The 17,775-nt window shown below is 30.7% G+C and carries 13 protein-coding genes; 10 read left to right on the top strand and 3 right to left on the bottom strand.

Annotated features, from left to right (window positions below):
- Nucleotide 1: 1 nt before the first annotated feature.
- The gene (locus H6553_07015; protein ID MCB9033569.1) at nt 2-1,732 is read left to right on the top strand and encodes a thiamine pyrophosphate-binding protein; all 1,731 of its coding nucleotides are present in this window, start codon (nt 2-4) and stop codon (nt 1,730-1,732) included.
- Between the two features lie 142 nt (nt 1,733-1,874).
- Here H6553_07015 and H6553_07020 read toward each other — a convergent pair whose 3' ends face one another.
- The 3 genes from H6553_07020 to H6553_07030 form a co-directional block, all read right to left on the bottom strand.
- Complete coding sequence (locus tag H6553_07020) at nt 1,875-2,159, bottom strand: hypothetical protein (protein ID MCB9033570.1); 285 nt, start codon at nt 2,157-2,159, stop codon at nt 1,875-1,877.
- Nucleotides 2,156-3,073 carry a J domain-containing protein gene (locus H6553_07025; protein MCB9033571.1) on the bottom strand — a complete coding sequence of 306 codons (918 nt, stop codon included), beginning with the start codon at nt 3,071-3,073 and terminating at the stop codon, nt 2,156-2,158. Before H6553_07025 ends, H6553_07020 begins: the two co-directional genes overlap by 4 nt.
- 219 nt (nt 3,074-3,292) lie before the next feature.
- Nucleotides 3,293-3,823, bottom strand: a complete 531-nt coding sequence (locus tag H6553_07030; GenBank protein MCB9033572.1) for an RNA methyltransferase — start codon at nt 3,821-3,823, stop codon at nt 3,293-3,295.
- Nucleotides 3,824-3,902: 79 nt separating this feature from the next.
- Here H6553_07030 and mutS point away from each other — a divergent pair, with 79 nt between their 5' ends.
- The 9 genes from mutS (at nt 3,903) to H6553_07075 (ending at nt 17,773) form a co-directional block, all read left to right on the top strand.
- Nucleotides 3,903-6,476: a DNA mismatch repair protein MutS gene (gene mutS, locus H6553_07035; GenBank protein MCB9033573.1), complete on the top strand. Its 2,574-nt coding sequence runs from the start codon at nt 3,903-3,905 to the stop codon at nt 6,474-6,476.
- A 212-nt stretch (nt 6,477-6,688) separates the two neighbouring features.
- On the top strand, nt 6,689-7,774 hold the full coding sequence (locus H6553_07040) for an HlyC/CorC family transporter (GenBank protein MCB9033574.1): 1,086 nt from the start codon (nt 6,689-6,691) through the stop codon (nt 7,772-7,774).
- 135 nt (nt 7,775-7,909) lie between these two features.
- Nucleotides 7,910-8,818, top strand: a complete 909-nt coding sequence (locus H6553_07045) for an alpha/beta hydrolase (GenBank protein ID MCB9033575.1) — start codon at nt 7,910-7,912, stop codon at nt 8,816-8,818.
- Nucleotides 8,805-9,155: a hypothetical protein gene (locus tag H6553_07050; protein ID MCB9033576.1), complete on the top strand. Its 351-nt coding sequence runs from the start codon at nt 8,805-8,807 to the stop codon at nt 9,153-9,155. The genes H6553_07045 and H6553_07050 overlap by 14 nt, the downstream gene beginning before the upstream one ends.
- A gap of 250 nt (nt 9,156-9,405) precedes the next feature.
- A complete protein-coding gene (gene polA / locus H6553_07055; GenBank protein MCB9033577.1) occupies nt 9,406-12,195 on the top strand; it encodes a DNA polymerase I in 2,790 nt (929 codons plus the stop codon).
- A 9-nt stretch (nt 12,196-12,204) separates the two neighbouring features.
- Nucleotides 12,205-14,904, top strand: a complete 2,700-nt coding sequence (locus H6553_07060) for a PD40 domain-containing protein (protein ID MCB9033578.1) — start codon at nt 12,205-12,207, stop codon at nt 14,902-14,904.
- Between the two features lie 9 nt (nt 14,905-14,913).
- Nucleotides 14,914-15,594: a hypothetical protein gene (locus tag H6553_07065; GenBank protein ID MCB9033579.1), complete on the top strand. Its 681-nt coding sequence runs from the start codon at nt 14,914-14,916 to the stop codon at nt 15,592-15,594.
- 72 nt (nt 15,595-15,666) lie between these two features.
- Nucleotides 15,667-16,980, top strand: a complete 1,314-nt coding sequence (locus H6553_07070; protein MCB9033580.1) for a hypothetical protein — start codon at nt 15,667-15,669, stop codon at nt 16,978-16,980.
- Nucleotides 16,981-17,173: 193 nt separating this feature from the next.
- Nucleotides 17,174-17,773 carry a ribonuclease HII gene (locus H6553_07075; GenBank protein ID MCB9033581.1) on the top strand — a complete coding sequence of 200 codons (600 nt, stop codon included), beginning with the start codon at nt 17,174-17,176 and terminating at the stop codon, nt 17,771-17,773.
- Nucleotides 17,774-17,775: the final 2 nt, after the last annotated feature.

A 17,775-nucleotide genomic window follows, 5' to 3' on the forward strand; every position in this document is an offset into this window, starting at 1 on the left:
TATGAAAAAGAACGGAGCTCAAATTGCTACTTATGCATTAGAACAAATTGGTGTTCAATTTACATTTGGTATTCCAGGTACACATACAACAGAAATCTACGATGCTATAGAAAAATCAGGTAAAATAAAACCAATTCTAGTAGCTCACGAAGGTGGTGCTTCTTTTATGGCAGATGCAATTTCTCGTACTACAAACGCTATTGGTTGTTTAACTATAGTTCCAGCTGCTGGTTTAACACATGCATTAAGTGGTATTGGCGAAGCTTATTTAGATGGAATTCCAATGGTAGTAATTGCTGGTGGTATAAGAAGAGATAGTGGTAAATATTATCAGTTACATCAATTAGATATGCAGCCAATTGCACAAGGCGTTACTAAGGCACAGTTGCTAATTAAAAGCCACGCCGATATTATTCCTACAATATATGAAGCTTATCAAATTGCAATAAGTGGCGAACCTGGACCTGTTTTTATTGAATTTCCTGTAGAAATAATGATGTTTAGTGAAGAAGTTAAAGAATTACCACCATATAATTTACCAACGATACAACCATCGGCAATAGAAAAAAATATAGATGAAGCTGTAAATATGCTACTATCAGCAAAACATCCAATGCTATATTTAGGTTGGGGAGCAAGAGCTGCTAGTGAATACACTATTAAAATAGCTGAAAAATTAAATGCTCCAGTAGCATTAACATTACAAGGCAAAAGTGTTTTTCCAAACAATCATCCATTATATACTAGTTGTTTTATTGGAGCAAGTGGAAAGCCAAGTAGTCAGTTTGCACTTAAACAACACGATGCAATGTTGGCAGTAGGTGTTCGCTTTTCCGAAATTTCTACAGGTAGCTACGGACTAGAAAATCCAAAAGGATTAATTCATATAGACATCAATAATGAGGTTTTTGATAAAAATTATAAATCTACTGTAAATATAGAAGGCGATGCTACAGCAGTACTAAAAGCTATTTGGAAAAAAATTAAAGATAAAGATATTAAAAATGATAATATAGATATTGCTCATAAAATTGCATCATTAAATAAAAAATATAACGACGAATGGTTGGTCGACAAACGAAAGGATATTGTTTCGCCAGGTTGGTTTTTTGATGTACTGAATAAAAAATTAAACGAAGAAGCATATGTAGCATTAGACGATGGCAAGCATACTTTTCTAGCAGCAGAACTTTTAACCAGCTACAAAGCCAATCACTTAATTTCGCCTACAGATTTTAACTGTATGGGTTATTGCATTCCTGCTACAATTGCTACTAAGTTGGCACATCCAGATAAAACAGTTATTGGAATAGTTGGAGATGGTGCAGCACAAATGACAGGTTTAGAATTAATTACAGCTAAGAACTATGAAATAGCACCAATACTTTTTGTTTTTAATGATGGAGAACTTGGACAGATTGCACAGTTTCAAAAAGTGCCTTTAAAAGATAAAACTTGTACAGTAATTGGTGGTTTTAATTTTGAAGGATTAGCAATAGCTACTGGTTGCGAATATTTTTTAATGCAAAATGATTTTGAAATAGAAACAATTATAGATAAAGCGTTGGCACTTGCTAATGGAAGCAAACCAGTTTTGGTAGATGTTCGTATAGATTATACTAAGAAAACAATGCTAACAAAAGGAGTTATAAAAACTAATTTATCAAGATTTCCTATTGGTGAAAAAATTCGTTTTATTACTAGAATGCTAAAGCGACATGTTTTAGGTTGATTTTATTAGACATTTCCGTGTTGTCGGAAGTTTCCTTCTGATATTTTTCACTTAGCTATTAAGCGAAAATTTTTGACAGCATAATATTCAGAACAAGTTAAGACGATTTTATTTTGGTTCTAAATGCACAACAGATTAACAATTATAACTCATAAGTAGTTTTAGCATAATGCAATTCTTTTCTCAGAGATTCAATTCTTTGCATTAAATTTAGTATTACATCAATGCCTTCAAAATTAATCGCTAAATCGTTGTGTAAGTGTAATATTTTTTCAAAGTTTTTTAAATGCTTACGATGTAAATATCTTTCGTTAGATACAATGTGAACTTCTAATAAATCATAAGTTTGTATATCATTAAAGAAAGAATTATTTAACTCATAATGCTTTTCTAACTCACTTATTAAAATTAATTTTTCAGTTTTCATTTGCTGTTCATTTTAGAAAGTTCTGTAAATAGTTCTTTTTCTTTCTCTGAAAGATTCTTTGGCATCATTACTTTTATGGTCAGTATTAAATCGCCAAACTGATTGTCTTTTTTATAAATAGGAAATCCTTTTCCTTTAAGTCTAACTTTAGTGTCGTTTTCAGTTTCTGGTTTTATTGTTAGTTTTACTTTACTATCAAACGAAGTAACGGTAACATCTCCACCTAAAATGGCAGTATACAAATCAATGTTTACTGTTTTGTGTAAATCATTGCCAACTCTATTAAAATCAGTATCATTAATAATATTAAATTCAATATATAAATCGCCATTTGGTCCACCATTTACACCAGCACCACCATATGCTTTTAATTTTATTTTCTGATGGTCTGCAATTCCAGCAGGAATGGTAATACGAATATCTTTTCCATTAAAATTAAATGTTTTCTTATGTGTAGTATACGCCTCTCGCAAGCTAATTTGCATGGTAGCATGAAAGTCTTCACCTCTAAATTTTGTTTGTCTGTTATTGCTACGACCAAAACCACCACGACTGCCACCAAACATTTGTTCAAAGAAATCAGAGTAATCTTCATTACCAAAATCGCCAGTATTAGAATAAGTATAGTTGTTTTGATAATTCCGTTGTTGTTGCTGTTGATTGGCTTTAGCTTGCTCGTAAGCTTCAGCATGTTGCCAATCTTTTCCGTATTGGTCGTACTTTTTTCTATTCTCAGGATTGCTTAAAACTTCATTGGCTTCATTAATTTGTTTAAATTTTTGTTCCGAATCTTTGTCATTCGGATTCAAATCTGGATGATATTTTCGAGCCAATTTCCGATATGCTTTTTTAATTTCATCTTGCGTAGCATTTTTAGCAATACCTAGCGTTTGATAATAGTCTATAAAATCCATTGTTTAAAAATAATAATTTAAGTTTTATACTATCGAAAATATAAAATTCTTGCATGAAATTCAACCAAAATGAAATTTAATAGTACTAATTAATGTAAATAAAGAGAGAACATTTGTTTTAAATTATATACAAAAGAAGTGCGTAGCACTTCAACCTTATTAGCTAATTCTTTTAATTGAAGAAGCAGCGTAACTGTTTAACCTTTAAAGCTTATTTGCTTATTCCATCAAACTACTAGCAAAATGCCAAATAACAATACCAGCACAAACCGATACATTTAAAGAGTGCTTTGTACCATATTGTGGAATTTCTATACAAGCAGTACAATTATTGATAAATTCATTAGAAACACCATCTACTTCATTACCTAATACCAATGCATATTTTTGATGCTTGTCAATCTCAAAATCATGCAATAAAACAGACGCATCAGATTGTTCTATGGCTAAAATTTGATAGTCGTTTGATTTTAATTCATCAATAACACTTCTTATATTTTCAAAATACTGCCAATCTACACTTTCAGTAGCACCCAATGCCGTTTTTAAAATTTCTCGGTTTGGTGGTTGAGCTGTAATGCCAACTAAATAAATGGCTTCAATTAAAAAAGCATCGCAAGTTCTAAAAATAGAACCAACATTCATAGCACTGCGTACATTGTCCACTACAACAATAATGGGTAATTTATTGGTTTGCTGATATTCCGTTGTGGATAATCTATTGAGTTCATCTAGTTTTAGTTTACGCATTGTTTGTATTTTAGCAATTCTTAAAACGAAAGCAAAAATAGACATTTTGGCAAAAACAAAATCAAAAGAAACGCCTTTAATGGGTCAATACAACAGGATTAAACAAAAATATCCTGATGCTATCTTGTTATTTCGTGTAGGTGATTTCTACGAAACTTTTGGAAGTGATGCCATCAAAGCTTCAGAAATTCTTGGAATTGTACTTACTAAAAGAGCCAATGGTTCTGCTTCAGAAATGGAGTTGGCTGGCTTTCCTCATCATTCTGTCGATACCTATTTGCCAAAATTGGTTAAAGCTGGTTATAGAGTTGCAATTTGCGAACAACTCGAAGATCCAAAACAAACTAAAACAATAGTAAAAAGAGGTGTTACCGAATTGATTACACCTGGCGTTGCTATCAGCGATAAAATTTTAGATCATAAATCTAATAATTTTTTATGCTCTTTATTTTTTGATAAACAAGATATTGGTATTGCATTTATTGATATTTCTACAGGCGAGTTTTTAGTATCACAAGGTAATAAAACACATATAGATAAATTACTACAAAGTTTTTTGCCTAACGAAATTATTTTTCCAAAGCAACAACAAAAGATATTTAATTCGTATTATCATAATCAATATTATACTTTTGCTGTAGATGATTGGGTGTATGATGGCGACTATTTAATTAAAAAGTTAGAACAACAATTTCAAGTACAAACGCTTAAAGGTTTTGGTATTCAAGATTTACCATTGGCAATTTTGGCTGCAGGTGCTTGTTTACAATATCTAACAGATGCCGTTCACAACCAAATTCAACACATCAATACTATTGCTAGAATTGAACACGATCAATATATTTGGCTAGATAGATTTACTGCTAGAAATTTAGAACTTATTAGAAGTACACACGAAAAAGGTGTGGCTTTAATTGATATTTTAGATTATAGTATAACTCCAATGGGAAGTCGTTTATTAAAACGATGGGTAGCTTTGCCATTAAAAAATAAAAATATAATTGAAGAACGATTAAGTACTGTAGAATACTTTATCAAAGAACCAGATTTAATGCAAAGTATTATACAACACATTAAAGCAATTGGCGATTTAGAACGACTGATTTCTAAAGTAGCAGTTGGAAAGATTAGTCCGAGAGAAGTTATTCAACTTAAAAAATCATTAATAGCAATTGAACCAATAAAAGAATTATGTATTAATAGCGATAATAGTACATTAAAAAAATATGCAGAACAAATTAATCTGTGTGTTTCTGTTAGAGAAAAAATTCAAAAAGAAATGAATGACGATGCTCCAGTTGCTGTACAAAAAGGTAATGTTGTTAAAAAAGGAGTAAACGATACACTCGATGAATTATTAGAAATTGCTACGAAAGGAAAAGATTATTTGGCTGCTCTACAAAATAAAGAAAGTGAAAGAACAGGTATCAACTCTTTAAAAATTGGTTTTAATAATGTATTTGGTTATTATTTAGAAGTAAGAAATACATATAAAGATAAAGTTCCAAACGAATGGATTAGAAAGCAGACTTTGGTAAGTGCAGAAAGATACATCACTCCAGAATTAAAAGAATATGAAGAAAAAATACTAGGAGCAGAAGATAAAATTGCAGCTTTAGAAGTTGAAATTTTTGATGCATTGATTACTTACATTACCGAGTTTATAAAACCAATTCAGCACAATAGCAATATCATAGCACAGTTAGATGTGTTGTTGTCGTTTGCACAAGTCAGCAAGAAAAACAATTATAGAAAACCAATAATTACCAACGATTTATCACTACAAATTGAAGCTGCACGACATCCAGTAATTGAACAACAATTGCCACTTGGCGAAGTTTATGTTCCTAATGATGTATATTTGAATCCAAATGACCAACAAATTATCATTATTACAGGTCCAAATATGAGTGGTAAATCTGCTATACTCAGACAAACAGCTTTAATTGTATTAATGGCTCAAATGGGTTGTTTTGTTCCTGCAAAATCTGCTACCATTGGCATTATAGATAAACTATTTACTAGAGTAGGAGCAAACGATAATTTGTCTTTAGGCGAATCTACTTTTATGGTAGAAATGATTGAAACAGCGAGTATTGTCAATAATATTTCAGAAAGAAGTTTGGTATTACTAGATGAAATTGGAAGAGGTACTAGTACTTATGATGGCATTTCTATTGCTTGGAGTTTGGTAGAATTTCTACATCAATTTCCAAATGCCAAACCTAAAACAATGTTTGCAACACATTATCACGAATTGAATGAATTAGCAGATAAGTTTCCTAGAATAAGTAATTACAATGTATCAGTAAAAGAAACAGCCAATAAAGTCATTTTTTTAAGAAAATTAGAAAAAGGAGGCAGTCAGCACAGCTTTGGAATTCATGTAGCAAAAATGGCAGGAATGCCGAATAGCATTATAAAACGAGCTAATGAAATTTTACAAGAACTAGAATCGCAACGCAGTTTAGCAGGAGACATACAACAGAGTTTAAAACAATTACCAGCAACAGATAATTTTCAATTGAATATGTTTGCTATGGACGATCCACGATTAATGAAACTCAAAGAAGTATTAGAAAAAGTAGATGTCAATACACTAACACCAGTAGAAGCACTAATGAAATTGGATGAATTAAGAAAGTTGTTGTAACTATAAATTAATATTTTTAAATAAAATATATGATATGTAAATTGTTTTTACTTTACATTCTTCCGATACTCCAAATTTTTCTTACTTTTGCATCAAAATCAAGTACTATTTTAACAAACATAAATAATACAGTTGCAATAAAACAAAAAAAATCTCAATATTTATTACTCAACCTGTCTGCCGAAAGGCAAGATACTCACTACTAAATTATTATGACATTATTAATTATATTCTTTCTATTATCTATTACAACTTCTTTCTTTTGTTCAATTTGGGAGGCAGTACTGCTAAGTATTACACCATCATTTGTAAAAAGAAAAGTACAAGAAGGGAGTATTACAGGAACTATTTTAGAGCAATTTAAAAAAGACATCGACAAACCTTTGTCTGCTATTCTTACGCTTAATACTATAGCTCATACAGTTGGTGCAATAGGTGTTGGAGCTCAAGCAGGAAAAGTTTTCGGAGCTAATTATTTTACCGTTTTTGGCTTTCATTTGTCCTACGAATCTATTATTGCAGCAGCAATGACCTTAGCTATTCTTATTCTGTCAGAAATCATTCCTAAAACTATCGGTGCTAACAATTGGCAATCATTAGCATCGTTTTCTGCAAGGAGCATACAAGTTATTGTATATATATTATTTCCATTTGTTTGGGTAAGCCAACTCATTACTAAAACACTTAAAAAGAACAAAGAACAAAGTGTGTTGAGTCGTAGCGATTTTGCAGTAATGGCTCAAGTAGTAGAAGAAAGTGGTGAACTACAAAAAGATGAATATCGCATCATTAAAAACTTACTGTCGTTCGAAGAATTAAAAGCCAAAGATGTAATGACACCAAGAACTGTAATTAGAATGGCAGAAGAAGATCAAACACTAATTAATTACTACGAAAAAATAGAGAAGCAAATTCCTTTTTCTAGAATACCATTGTATCATCAAAATAAAGATTTTGTAACAGGTTTATTGCTAAAAGACGATTTATTAAAAGCATTGGTAGAAGAAGAAGACAACAAAAAACTATCCGAAATAAAACGCTCTGTATTAATTGTTTCATACACATTGTCTTTGCCAAAATTGTTTGATAAGCTATTAGACAAAAAAGAACACTTAGCAATTGTAGTAGATGAATATGGTGGCGTAATGGGTTTAGTGACACTAGAAGATATAGTAGAGACTTTATTTGGAAAAGAAATCATGGACGAAAAAGACACGGTGTCCGACTTACAATCATATGCTAGAAATCGTTGGCAAGAACGAGCAAAAAAAATGGGTTTACTCGATGAGGAAGAGTAGATTGAATATGGTTTTAAAAGAATGCTAATTAACAGAATACTACAAAAGTTTAAAACTTTAATACCTATTGCAAATAGAGTATGCCTATAATACATAAATTTATATAAATCATTTTTGTTGCTTATCTTGCACATTATGCAAAGTGTTCAAAGTAAAGCAGTACAAACCATTATTAAAAGTTTTAGAAGCACCTTAGTCGTAGCTAAAAAATTAGACGATAAAACCAATAGAGCTAGTTTTGAACGACTGGCAACCATTACTAAATTTCCAAGAGGTGTGGAAAAAGAAGAAACAATTTATGCAGGAATTGAGGCAGCATGGTTTACGCCAATGCATTATAATCACGATACGGTATTATTATACTTGCCTGGTGGTGCTTACTGTTTTGGCTCATATAAAACACATAAAGCTTTAATTGCTAGAATTGCTAGAGCAGCACATTGCAAAGCCATAGGTGTTAACTATGCTAAAGCACCAGAAGAACCATTTCCTAAAGCAATTGAAGATGGAATTAAAGTATATCAACAATTAATAATAGATGGATATAAAAATATAATTATTGGTGGCGATTCTGCTGGTGGTGGTTTGGCTTTAGCATTAACACTAGAAATACTTAATCAACAATTACCATTGCCATCAAGTTTGGTGTTAATTGCACCATGGACAGACTTAACGATGAGTGGAGATAGCATTCAATCAAAAGCAGATATTGATCCTATGCTTCCAGCTGATATGTTGGGCTTCTTTGCAGAAAAATACTATACAACAAACGATCCAACCAATCCATTAATTTCGCCACTGTTCGCCAATTTTGATGGATTTCCACCTACACTCATTCAAGTTGGTACTAGTGAAGTTTTGTTAGATGATGCCATTCGTGTAGCCAATAAAATGAAATTAGCCAATGTAAATGTAGAGTTAGATATTTGGAATAACATGATGCATGTTTTTCATTATTTAGGTGGAATTATTCCAGAAGCCAATCAAGCAATCGAAAAAATTGGTAACTTTATAAAAAATAATATCAATCATGGTAACAATTAATATGGAAGACAATAAAGTAGTTTTTACAATTAATGGATTACATAAATTGTGGACTTTAAAATCAAAAATTGAAGTTGATAAATCAAATATAGTTAGCGTTTATCAAGATGAAAAAGAACTTAATGAATACAAAGGATTACGATTTCCAGGCACTGCTTTTCCATTTGTAATATATGCAGGAACTTTTATAAAAAAGAAACAACGCAATTTCTGGGATGTCTTATATGCACAAAGAGAAAATGCCATTATTGTAGAATTGAAAAATGAAAAATATAACAAACTCTATATTCAAGTTCAAAATCCAATAGAAGCCATTCACTTATTGCAGACAAATTAGTTCATTCGTCATTTCTGCGTATGCAGGAATCTATTAACCTAAATTCAGTTTAAGAATTAAAGTGCTGTCGAAATTATTTTATTCCAAGCAGTGTCTCTTGAAAAGGACGCTGCACTAATTATTTTTTTATCGTGTTCTCACAAACCGAAGTGCAAAACACTTTATCCATTTTACCAAACAATTTCTTTTAAAGTGTTGTCGAAAGTTTCCTTCCAACAGTTTTTAAATCCTTTGTCGTATCTTTAAGCACATGAAAAAATTATTTCTGTTCGATTCTTTTGCCATTATATTCAGAGCATATTTTGCAATGCAAAGAAATCCATTGATTAATAGCAAAAATCAAAATGTATCTGCAATTTCTGGTTTTGTAAGCACACTTTGGGAAATCATTCAAAAATACCAACCAACGCATTTAGCTTGTTGCTTCGATATGCCAGGCGATACCATCAGACACGAAGAGTTTGAAGCATATAAAGCAAACAGACAAGAAACACCAGAAGATATTATCTTTTCTGTGCCATACATCAAAGAAATTTTAAAAGGATTTAATATTCCAATTTTAGAAATGCAAGGTTACGAAGCCGATGATGTAATTGGAACTGTTGCTCAACTTGCAGCAAAACATGATTTTGAAACGCACATTGTAACCATGGATAAAGATTTAGGACAATTGGTTACTGATAAAATTTTTATTCATCGTCCACCATATATGGGAAATCCAGCACAAACCTATGGTGTTAAAGAAATTTGCGATAAATGGCAGATTGAAAATCCATTACAATTAATAGACATTTTAGGATTAATGGGCGATGCTGTAGATAATATTCCTGGAGTTTTAGGTGTAGGAGAGAAGACAGCAATAAAATTGATTAATCAATATAATTCAGTAGAAAACATATATAATCATATTGATGAAATAAAAGGAAAATTACAAGAAAAGTTAATCGAACAAAAAGATCAAGCACTTATGTCTAAGCAATTGGCAACAGTGTATACAGATGTTCCAGTAGAATTTAATGAAGCCAACTTAAAAATTGGTAATTTTAATACAACAGTCTTGACACAGCTTTTTTCTGAATTAGAATTTAGAACGCTAGGAAAAAGAATATTAGGCAAAGACTTCGACATTGTTCAAGCAGCAACAGTTACTACGAATAATAATACCAATAGCAATCAAATGAATTTGTTTGATACAGCAACTACCAATGTTCCAATAGTAAACGAAGCCAATAGTATAGAATCTATAAATAAAAAATATATTCATTTAAAAACTGAGGAAGAAATTAAAACAGCAGTCGACAGTTTAATGAAGCATAAAGTATTGTGTTTCGATACAGAAACAACTGGCTTAGATCCATTAAATTGTAAAATTGTAGCCATTACATTCTCTGTAGAATCTAATCAAGCATATTTTATAAGATTTCCTGAAGATGACGAAGCAACCAAGGCAATTTTGCAACTCATTCAACCACTTTTAGCCAACGAAAACAGCATTAAAATAGCACATAATATTAAATATGATGATTTAGTATTAAAGCAATATCAAATAGAAATTAAAGGAGTTTTTTGGGACACTATGATTGCACACTATCTAATGCAACCAGATGGAAAGCATGGAATGGATAGATTGGCTCAAGACTACTTAAACTATACACCAATTGCTATCGAATCCTTGATTGGAAAAAAAGGCAAAGCACAAGGCAATATGCAAGATGTTGATGATAAAGAACTCATCGATTATGCTTGTGAAGATGCAGACATAACTTTACAACTCTATCATATTTTTAATAAAAGTATAGAAGAAAAGCACTTGCATAAACTGTTTTACGATGTAGAATCACCGTTAATTGAAGTATTAGCAGATATGGAATACGAAGGCGTAAACATAGATGTTCCTTTCTTAAAAAAATATTCCGAAGAACTAGCACATGATATTGTTTCATTGCAAGACGAAATATATCAACTATCTAATAATCAATTTAATTTAGATTCACCAAAACAGCTAGGCGAAATTCTGTTCGATGTAATGAAAATTCCTTATCAAGGTAAAAAAACAAAAACAGGTCAATATTCTACAGATGAAGCAACACTAAGTAAGCTAGAAAATGAACATCCAATAATAGAACATATATTAAATTATAGAGAATTAACCAAGCTCAAATCTACTTATGTTGATGCATTGCCCAACTTAATCAATCCAAAAACACATAGAATTCATACTACATTCAATCAAGCAGTAGCAGCAACAGGTCGACTAAGTTCTAATAATCCAAACTTACAAAACATTCCAATTCGTACAGAAAAAGGAAGAATCATAAGACAAGCATTTGTTCCAAGAAATGAAAACTATACACTTTTGTCTGCCGATTATTCTCAAATCGAACTCAGAATCGTAGCATCAATTAGTGGCGATGAAAACATGATGAATGCATTTAACAATGGAATTGATGTACATACATCAACAGCTGCAAATGTATATGGTGTTGCTTTAAACGAAGTTACATCAGACATGCGTAGAAAAGCAAAAATGGTCAACTTCGGAATTATTTACGGAATTTCTGCGTTTGGTTTGGCTCAACGATTGGCAATTCCAAAATCAGAAGCTGCTGAACTAATTGAACAATATTTTGTTAAATATAATGGTATTAAACAATATATGGACGATGCTATTGCTTTTGCTAAAAAACACGAATACGCCGAAACTTTGTTAGGAAGAAGACGCTATTTGAGAGACATCAATGCTAAGAACTTTACCATTAGAAGTTTTGCCGAAAGAAATGCCATCAACGCACCAATTCAAGGAACAGCTGCAGATATGATAAAATTAGCAATGATTAATATTCAAAAGCAACTCAATCACTACAAATTACAATCTAAGCTAATATTACAGGTTCACGATGAGTTACTTTTAGATGTTTTACATTCAGAAAAAGATACTTTAACAGAAATTGTACACAAAGAAATGCAAAATGCACTACCTTTACGAGTGCCAATTGAAGTGACTAGTGGATTTGGTAATAATTGGTTAGAAGCACATTAAATAAAGTATATGAAGAATGCTATTACGCTATTTTTGATGATATTGTCCTTGCTTTCATTTGCAAAAAAATGGGACTATCTATACATCAATAAATTAATAGCTAACAAAGAATACGATAAAGTAATTAATCACTACAAGGAAGATTATTATAGCAGTTCTACAAATGCAGAAATGGCTTTTAAAATTGCTGAATTATATGTTAGAAAAAAAGACTACAATTCGGCTTTAGAGTGGTACGAAAAAGAAATTAATTTGCTAAAATCTTCTAATGCCAATTTATTGAAACTAGCAGATACTTATAAATTGACTGGCGATTATCAAAGAGCTTTAGACAACTACTTAATGTATGCCGCAGAAACTGGAAATGTAAATAAAGTTTATGATGATGCTTTATTGTGCGAAAAACTAATTCGTTCAACAGCTTATATAGATAATTATTTGATAGAAAAATATGCGTATAATACTAAAGAAGAAGAATTTAATTTATCTAGCTTAAGAGGAAACATGTTGTATGTACAGTCGCTTCCAGCAGATAAAAAAGCAGCCACTTATCAAAATACATTTTACCAAGCAGTAAGAAATTATGCCAATTGGGAAAAACCAGTAGTTATTTTAAATGAAAACGACCTTACCAGAGATATAAAAAATATAAGCTTTACTCAAAACGGAAATAATATTGTTTACTCTAAAGAGTATAGAGAAGTCATAAATCCTAAATCTAAATATATATCAAATAAAAAACCATTAGAAGAAATTTACTTCGCAGAATTTTTAGGTGGTGAAATCATTAAACCAATTCCTTTTCCATTTAATTCACCAAATTATACACTTACCGAACCTTGCTTTAATGATGATGGTACACAACTATTTTTTGTTTCTGATAGATTTGGTGGAAGTGGCAACTACGATATTTGGACTTCTAATTTAGAAAACGGAAAATGGACAACACCACAAAATTTAGGCAAGTTAGCCAACTCTAAGTACAACGAATCACATCCATTTTACGCAACTGTAGAAGGTAAACCAACGCTTTATTTTTCTTCAGATAGACCAGATGGCTTTGGTGGTTACGATATTTATAAAGTTGTTTACGAAAACGGAGAGTGGCAAGGCGTAGAGCTTTTAGATGCACCAATCAACTCTGCATATGATGAAACTTCTTTTGTATTTTTTCCGTTAGCCAATACAGCTTATGTAGCATCTAACAGAGATGGCAATTCAGATATTTATAGAATTCGTCCACAAAATGTAAATCTAGTAGTAGATGTTGTTGATTCTGCTACAAACGAAAAACTAGATTATGCCTATATCAACTTACTACAAAAAAACAACAAAGTAAACGAAACCATTACTAAAAGTGGTCATGCTGTTTTACCAGTAAGTATCAATAAAGATTATAATCTAATTATTACCAAAGAAGATTATCGACCAATTAATGTTCGATTTTCTACCAAAAATATGCATAGTGGAGATTCTGTTTATTATAGTTTAAAACTAAAGCAAGATGAAGATTTTAGTATAGAAAATTCTGTAATTAATGTGTCGCTACAAAATTTTATTGTTTTTACAGGAACAATTACCGACCAGTCTACAGGAAAAACCATTCAACCAGATATGCGAATGATAAATCTAAACTCTAATAAATTAAAAACTATAGAGATAAACGATTCTGGTACATTTGAAGTAAAACTGTTAACCAATAATAATTATAAAATTATATTTAATTATAATGGAAAGAAAATTACAGATGAAATTACTACTTACGGTTTAGAACACGGAAGTGTAAAAGTAAAAGACTATTTAATTACAGGTGTTAAATTTAAATCAGAAGAAAATAGAGTGTATACACCTAAAATAATTCCAGATAAATTTAAACACTATTTTGAAGAAGATAAAGAAAAGAAAATAGATGCTATTGTAGCACAAAAATTAAATCCAGTAGTAGAAAAACCATCTACCAATTTTAATTATTCTCAACCAACTCAAAAAACAGTAGTCGATAATCAAGCTATAGAAACAATTAACTTAGATAATAAAAAAGCAGAAACGACTAAAAATACTATTACCGAAACCAAAACAGCTATCAATAATAAAGTAGAAAAAGTAGAACCAATAGTAGAAAATACAAAACCAACAACTATTACTACTACTAATAATAATATAGAGAACAAAGTAGAAGTAGTTGAAAACAAAGTAGAAAATACAAAACCAATTACTACCACAAATAATACAGTAAATAATACGATAGAAAATAAGCAAGAAGCAATAATTAAAGAAAAAGAAACAATAGTAGAAAATAAAGTAGAAGAGAATAACATCGAAAAAGTTACTACACCAAAATATACTACTACAGCAAAAGAAGAAATAAAACAACCAGTACAGCAACAAATATCCAATAATACATTTACCGAATTAATGCTTCCTTTCGATATTGGTTCAGATATTCCATCAGAAGAAAAAAATGTAAATACCATTTATTATAAAATTAATATTGGTACTTATAAAACTCAATTTTTAGATGTTCAAAATCTAAAAGACTTAGGTGCTATAGAGATATACGAAACAACTGGAGGTTATATTTATCGTCTTGGAACTTACTATTCTAAAGACGAAGCATTAGGTGTTTTAAGTCAACTTAGAGACAATAATTATTATTTGGCATTTATTTTGCAGTACATCAATGGTAATGTTATAGGAATTTTAAAATAATTAAACAATATGAAATCAATTAAACTATTTAGTGTATTATTTTTTTTAGTCGTTGCATTTAGTATAAGCAATGCACAATCGCAATTTGTAGTAAACGAAATTAGACAAACCATGAGTAAAGGCACTCAAAACGGATTTGAAGTACCTTTAACAGGAACTAGTGTAGACGATGCAAAATCTGGTTTTGAAAAATGGGCAAAAGGATATAAAGCTAAAGTAACCAGCTCAAAAAAATCTTCAGAAATTTTTGTAGATAACGCTTTATTTAAAACAGTAAGTTCTAATACCGTAGATATGTATGCTACTGTTGTTCCAGATGGCAATGGCTCTAAAGTATTAGTATTTGTAGACTTAGGTGGTGCATTTATTTCTTCAGCAGCATATCCACAACAATATGCAGCAATGGAAGGCGAATTGAGAAAATTTGCTCAAGAACAAGCAGTTAATTTAATTGAAGATCAATTAAAAACAGAAGAAAAAAATCTTAAAACACTAGAAAGCGATTTATCTAAACTACAAAAAGATAAAGAAAATAGCATTAAAGATATTGAACAAGCAAAAGCTCTAATTATTCAAAGAGAGCAAGAAATTCAACAAAATGATGCTGACCAACTAGCAAAACAACAACAAATTAACCTACAACAACAAATTGTAGATACTATTAAAATGAAAAAAGCTCAATTAAAATAAGCTTTACAAAAATTATCACTATTTTTACGGCAGTTTGTTTAGGCAAACTGCTTTTTATTAAAATATCAAACTATGCAACAAAGATTAGTGCTTTGGGGAGAAATAGGAACAGACAGAGCAGCATTAATTACCATACAACTCGATGAGGAAAATGCTAAGATTCATTTGCACGCCTTTCCTAAAGATGAAGCTCCAAAAGAATTACAAGACCAACTCTTTGTAGATTGGAAAAACGGTGGAGATATTGCTTTTCCAGAAACTTCATTTTATTGGTTACTCGATGCCAACGAAGACAATATTTTACCAGAAAATATTAAAGTAGAACGACCAGACTTATTAATTCAAGCTCAAAATAAATGGAGCAGAAAATTAATGAGTGCTAAAATCAATCAGTTGCTACACCACGAAACCGATGCACTACAACAAAAAGTAGAAGCATTGAATGAATACGATAAAGAACTTTGGGAAGAAGCTAAAGAGCAGTGGAATAAAATTTCTGATTATCAGAAAAAAGGAGAGATTTCTTGGGAACAAACGACTGTACTCAAAGATAAAATCAATCATATTTTTGATGCACTAAAAGCAATGAACCGACTTTTCTCTGAAAAAGATGAAGAGCAAGAAAAAGTCATTATTAAAAGTGTAGAAGCAAAATTAGAGTTACTAGAAAAAGATTTAATTTATCAAGATAAATGGAATAAATCTTTTGATGAACTAAAAAAAGTACAAAAAGAAATTAATGACGCTCCAATAAAATGGAAAAGTAAAAAAACATTATATGATGTATTAAATAATTTGTTTGATACACTCAAAAAATATAGAAATGCCGAATATGCCAACAAGACTAAGAAAAGAGTAAAAGACTTAAATAGAATTTTAAAAGGCATAAAAGATTCTATGGCAAAAGACAAAGAAGCATTTGATAGTCAAGTAGAGAAAATGTTACACTATACTAAAGGCAATATGGCAAAAGCAGAAATTGAAAAAAGATTTAGCTACTTGTTAGATAGAGTGAAAGACAAAGAGAAAAAACTGAAAGACATACAAAAAACAATAGAACAACTTCAAGCCAAAATAGACAAAGAAAAAGAAGAGCAGAAGGCACAAAAACAAGCAGCAGAAAATAAAACAGCAGAAAAAGCTATTAGTAAAGCAACGCCAACTGTAGAAGAAAATAATACAGCAACAACTATTGTTTCAAATGAAGTTGTAACAGAAAACAAGACAGAGAAAAAAGCAGATACAGAACAACAATCGACTACAGAAGAGCAAGTAAACCAAGAAGAAACTAATGTTTCAAAAACAGTTGAAGCAACAGTAGAAGAAGTACCAAATACAGAAGAAGTTAAAGCAACAACCGAAGAAGAAACTACAATAAACAACTAATCACAACTTGCCATTCAAAAGCCATGTCAAGAGTTTTCACTTGGTATAGCCAAAAGTTTAAAGTTTATTTTACATAGCAGTGAATCTATATGTGTGAAAATCCTTGATAAATTTAATTGTTTTTTATATTGGAAATAAAATTTTTTGCTATATCAAGTGTTTTCACTTAACATAAAAAGATAAAAACAAACAAATGCTAAAACCATTTGAATCAAATAAAATTGTATGTGGCGTAGACGAAGCAGGAAGAGGTTGCTTAGCTGGTCCAGTTACAGCAGCAGCAGTAATACTACCAAAAGAATTTCATCATCAATTACTCAACGACTCAAAGCAAGTTAAAGCAACCAACAGAAATCAATTAAGAAAAATTATTGAAGCAGAAGCCATTGCTTACGCTGTCTGTAGTATAGATAATATAATTATAGATGAAATTAATATTTTACAAGCAACCTATAAAGCCATGCATGGAGCCATTGCACAACTAAAAGTAACACCAGAAATTTTACTTATAGATGGCAACCGATTTAAACCTTATGAAAAAATAGCACATCATTGTATCATTAAAGGCGATGCTACTTATATTGAAATAGCAGCAGCTTCTATTCTAGCCAAAACTTATAGAGATGAGCTAATGGAAACACTACATCAAGAATATCCAAATTATAATTGGCAAAACAACAAAGCATATCCAACACTAGAACACAGAAGAGCTATAAAACAATATGGTGCTACAAAATATCACCGACAATCATTTCAATTACTCAAAGCAGAACAACTCAAATTTGATTTTTAAAT

The organism is Chitinophagales bacterium, from assembly GCA_020636535.1.
Classification (GTDB): Bacteria; Bacteroidota; Bacteroidia; order Chitinophagales; family JADIYW01; genus JADJSS01.

Coding starts and splice junctions, on each gene's coding strand:
- H6553_07015 (MCB9033569.1), top strand. CDS start 2: ATGAAAAAGAACGGAGCTCAAATTGCTACTTATGCATTAGAACAAATT.
- H6553_07020 (MCB9033570.1), bottom strand. CDS start 2,159: ATGAAAACTGAAAAATTAATTTTAATAAGTGAGTTAGAAAAGCATTAT.
- H6553_07025 (MCB9033571.1), bottom strand. CDS start 3,073: ATGGATTTTATAGACTATTATCAAACGCTAGGTATTGCTAAAAATGCT.
- H6553_07030 (MCB9033572.1), bottom strand. CDS start 3,823: ATGCGTAAACTAAAACTAGATGAACTCAATAGATTATCCACAACGGAA.
- mutS (MCB9033573.1), top strand. CDS start 3,903: ATGGGTCAATACAACAGGATTAAACAAAAATATCCTGATGCTATCTTG.
- H6553_07040 (MCB9033574.1), top strand. CDS start 6,689: ATGACATTATTAATTATATTCTTTCTATTATCTATTACAACTTCTTTC.
- H6553_07045 (MCB9033575.1), top strand. CDS start 7,910: ATGCAAAGTGTTCAAAGTAAAGCAGTACAAACCATTATTAAAAGTTTT.
- H6553_07050 (MCB9033576.1), top strand. CDS start 8,805: ATGGTAACAATTAATATGGAAGACAATAAAGTAGTTTTTACAATTAAT.
- polA (MCB9033577.1), top strand. CDS start 9,406: ATGAAAAAATTATTTCTGTTCGATTCTTTTGCCATTATATTCAGAGCA.
- H6553_07060 (MCB9033578.1), top strand. CDS start 12,205: ATGAAGAATGCTATTACGCTATTTTTGATGATATTGTCCTTGCTTTCA.
- H6553_07065 (MCB9033579.1), top strand. CDS start 14,914: ATGAAATCAATTAAACTATTTAGTGTATTATTTTTTTTAGTCGTTGCA.
- H6553_07070 (MCB9033580.1), top strand. CDS start 15,667: ATGCAACAAAGATTAGTGCTTTGGGGAGAAATAGGAACAGACAGAGCA.
- H6553_07075 (MCB9033581.1), top strand. CDS start 17,174: ATGCTAAAACCATTTGAATCAAATAAAATTGTATGTGGCGTAGACGAA.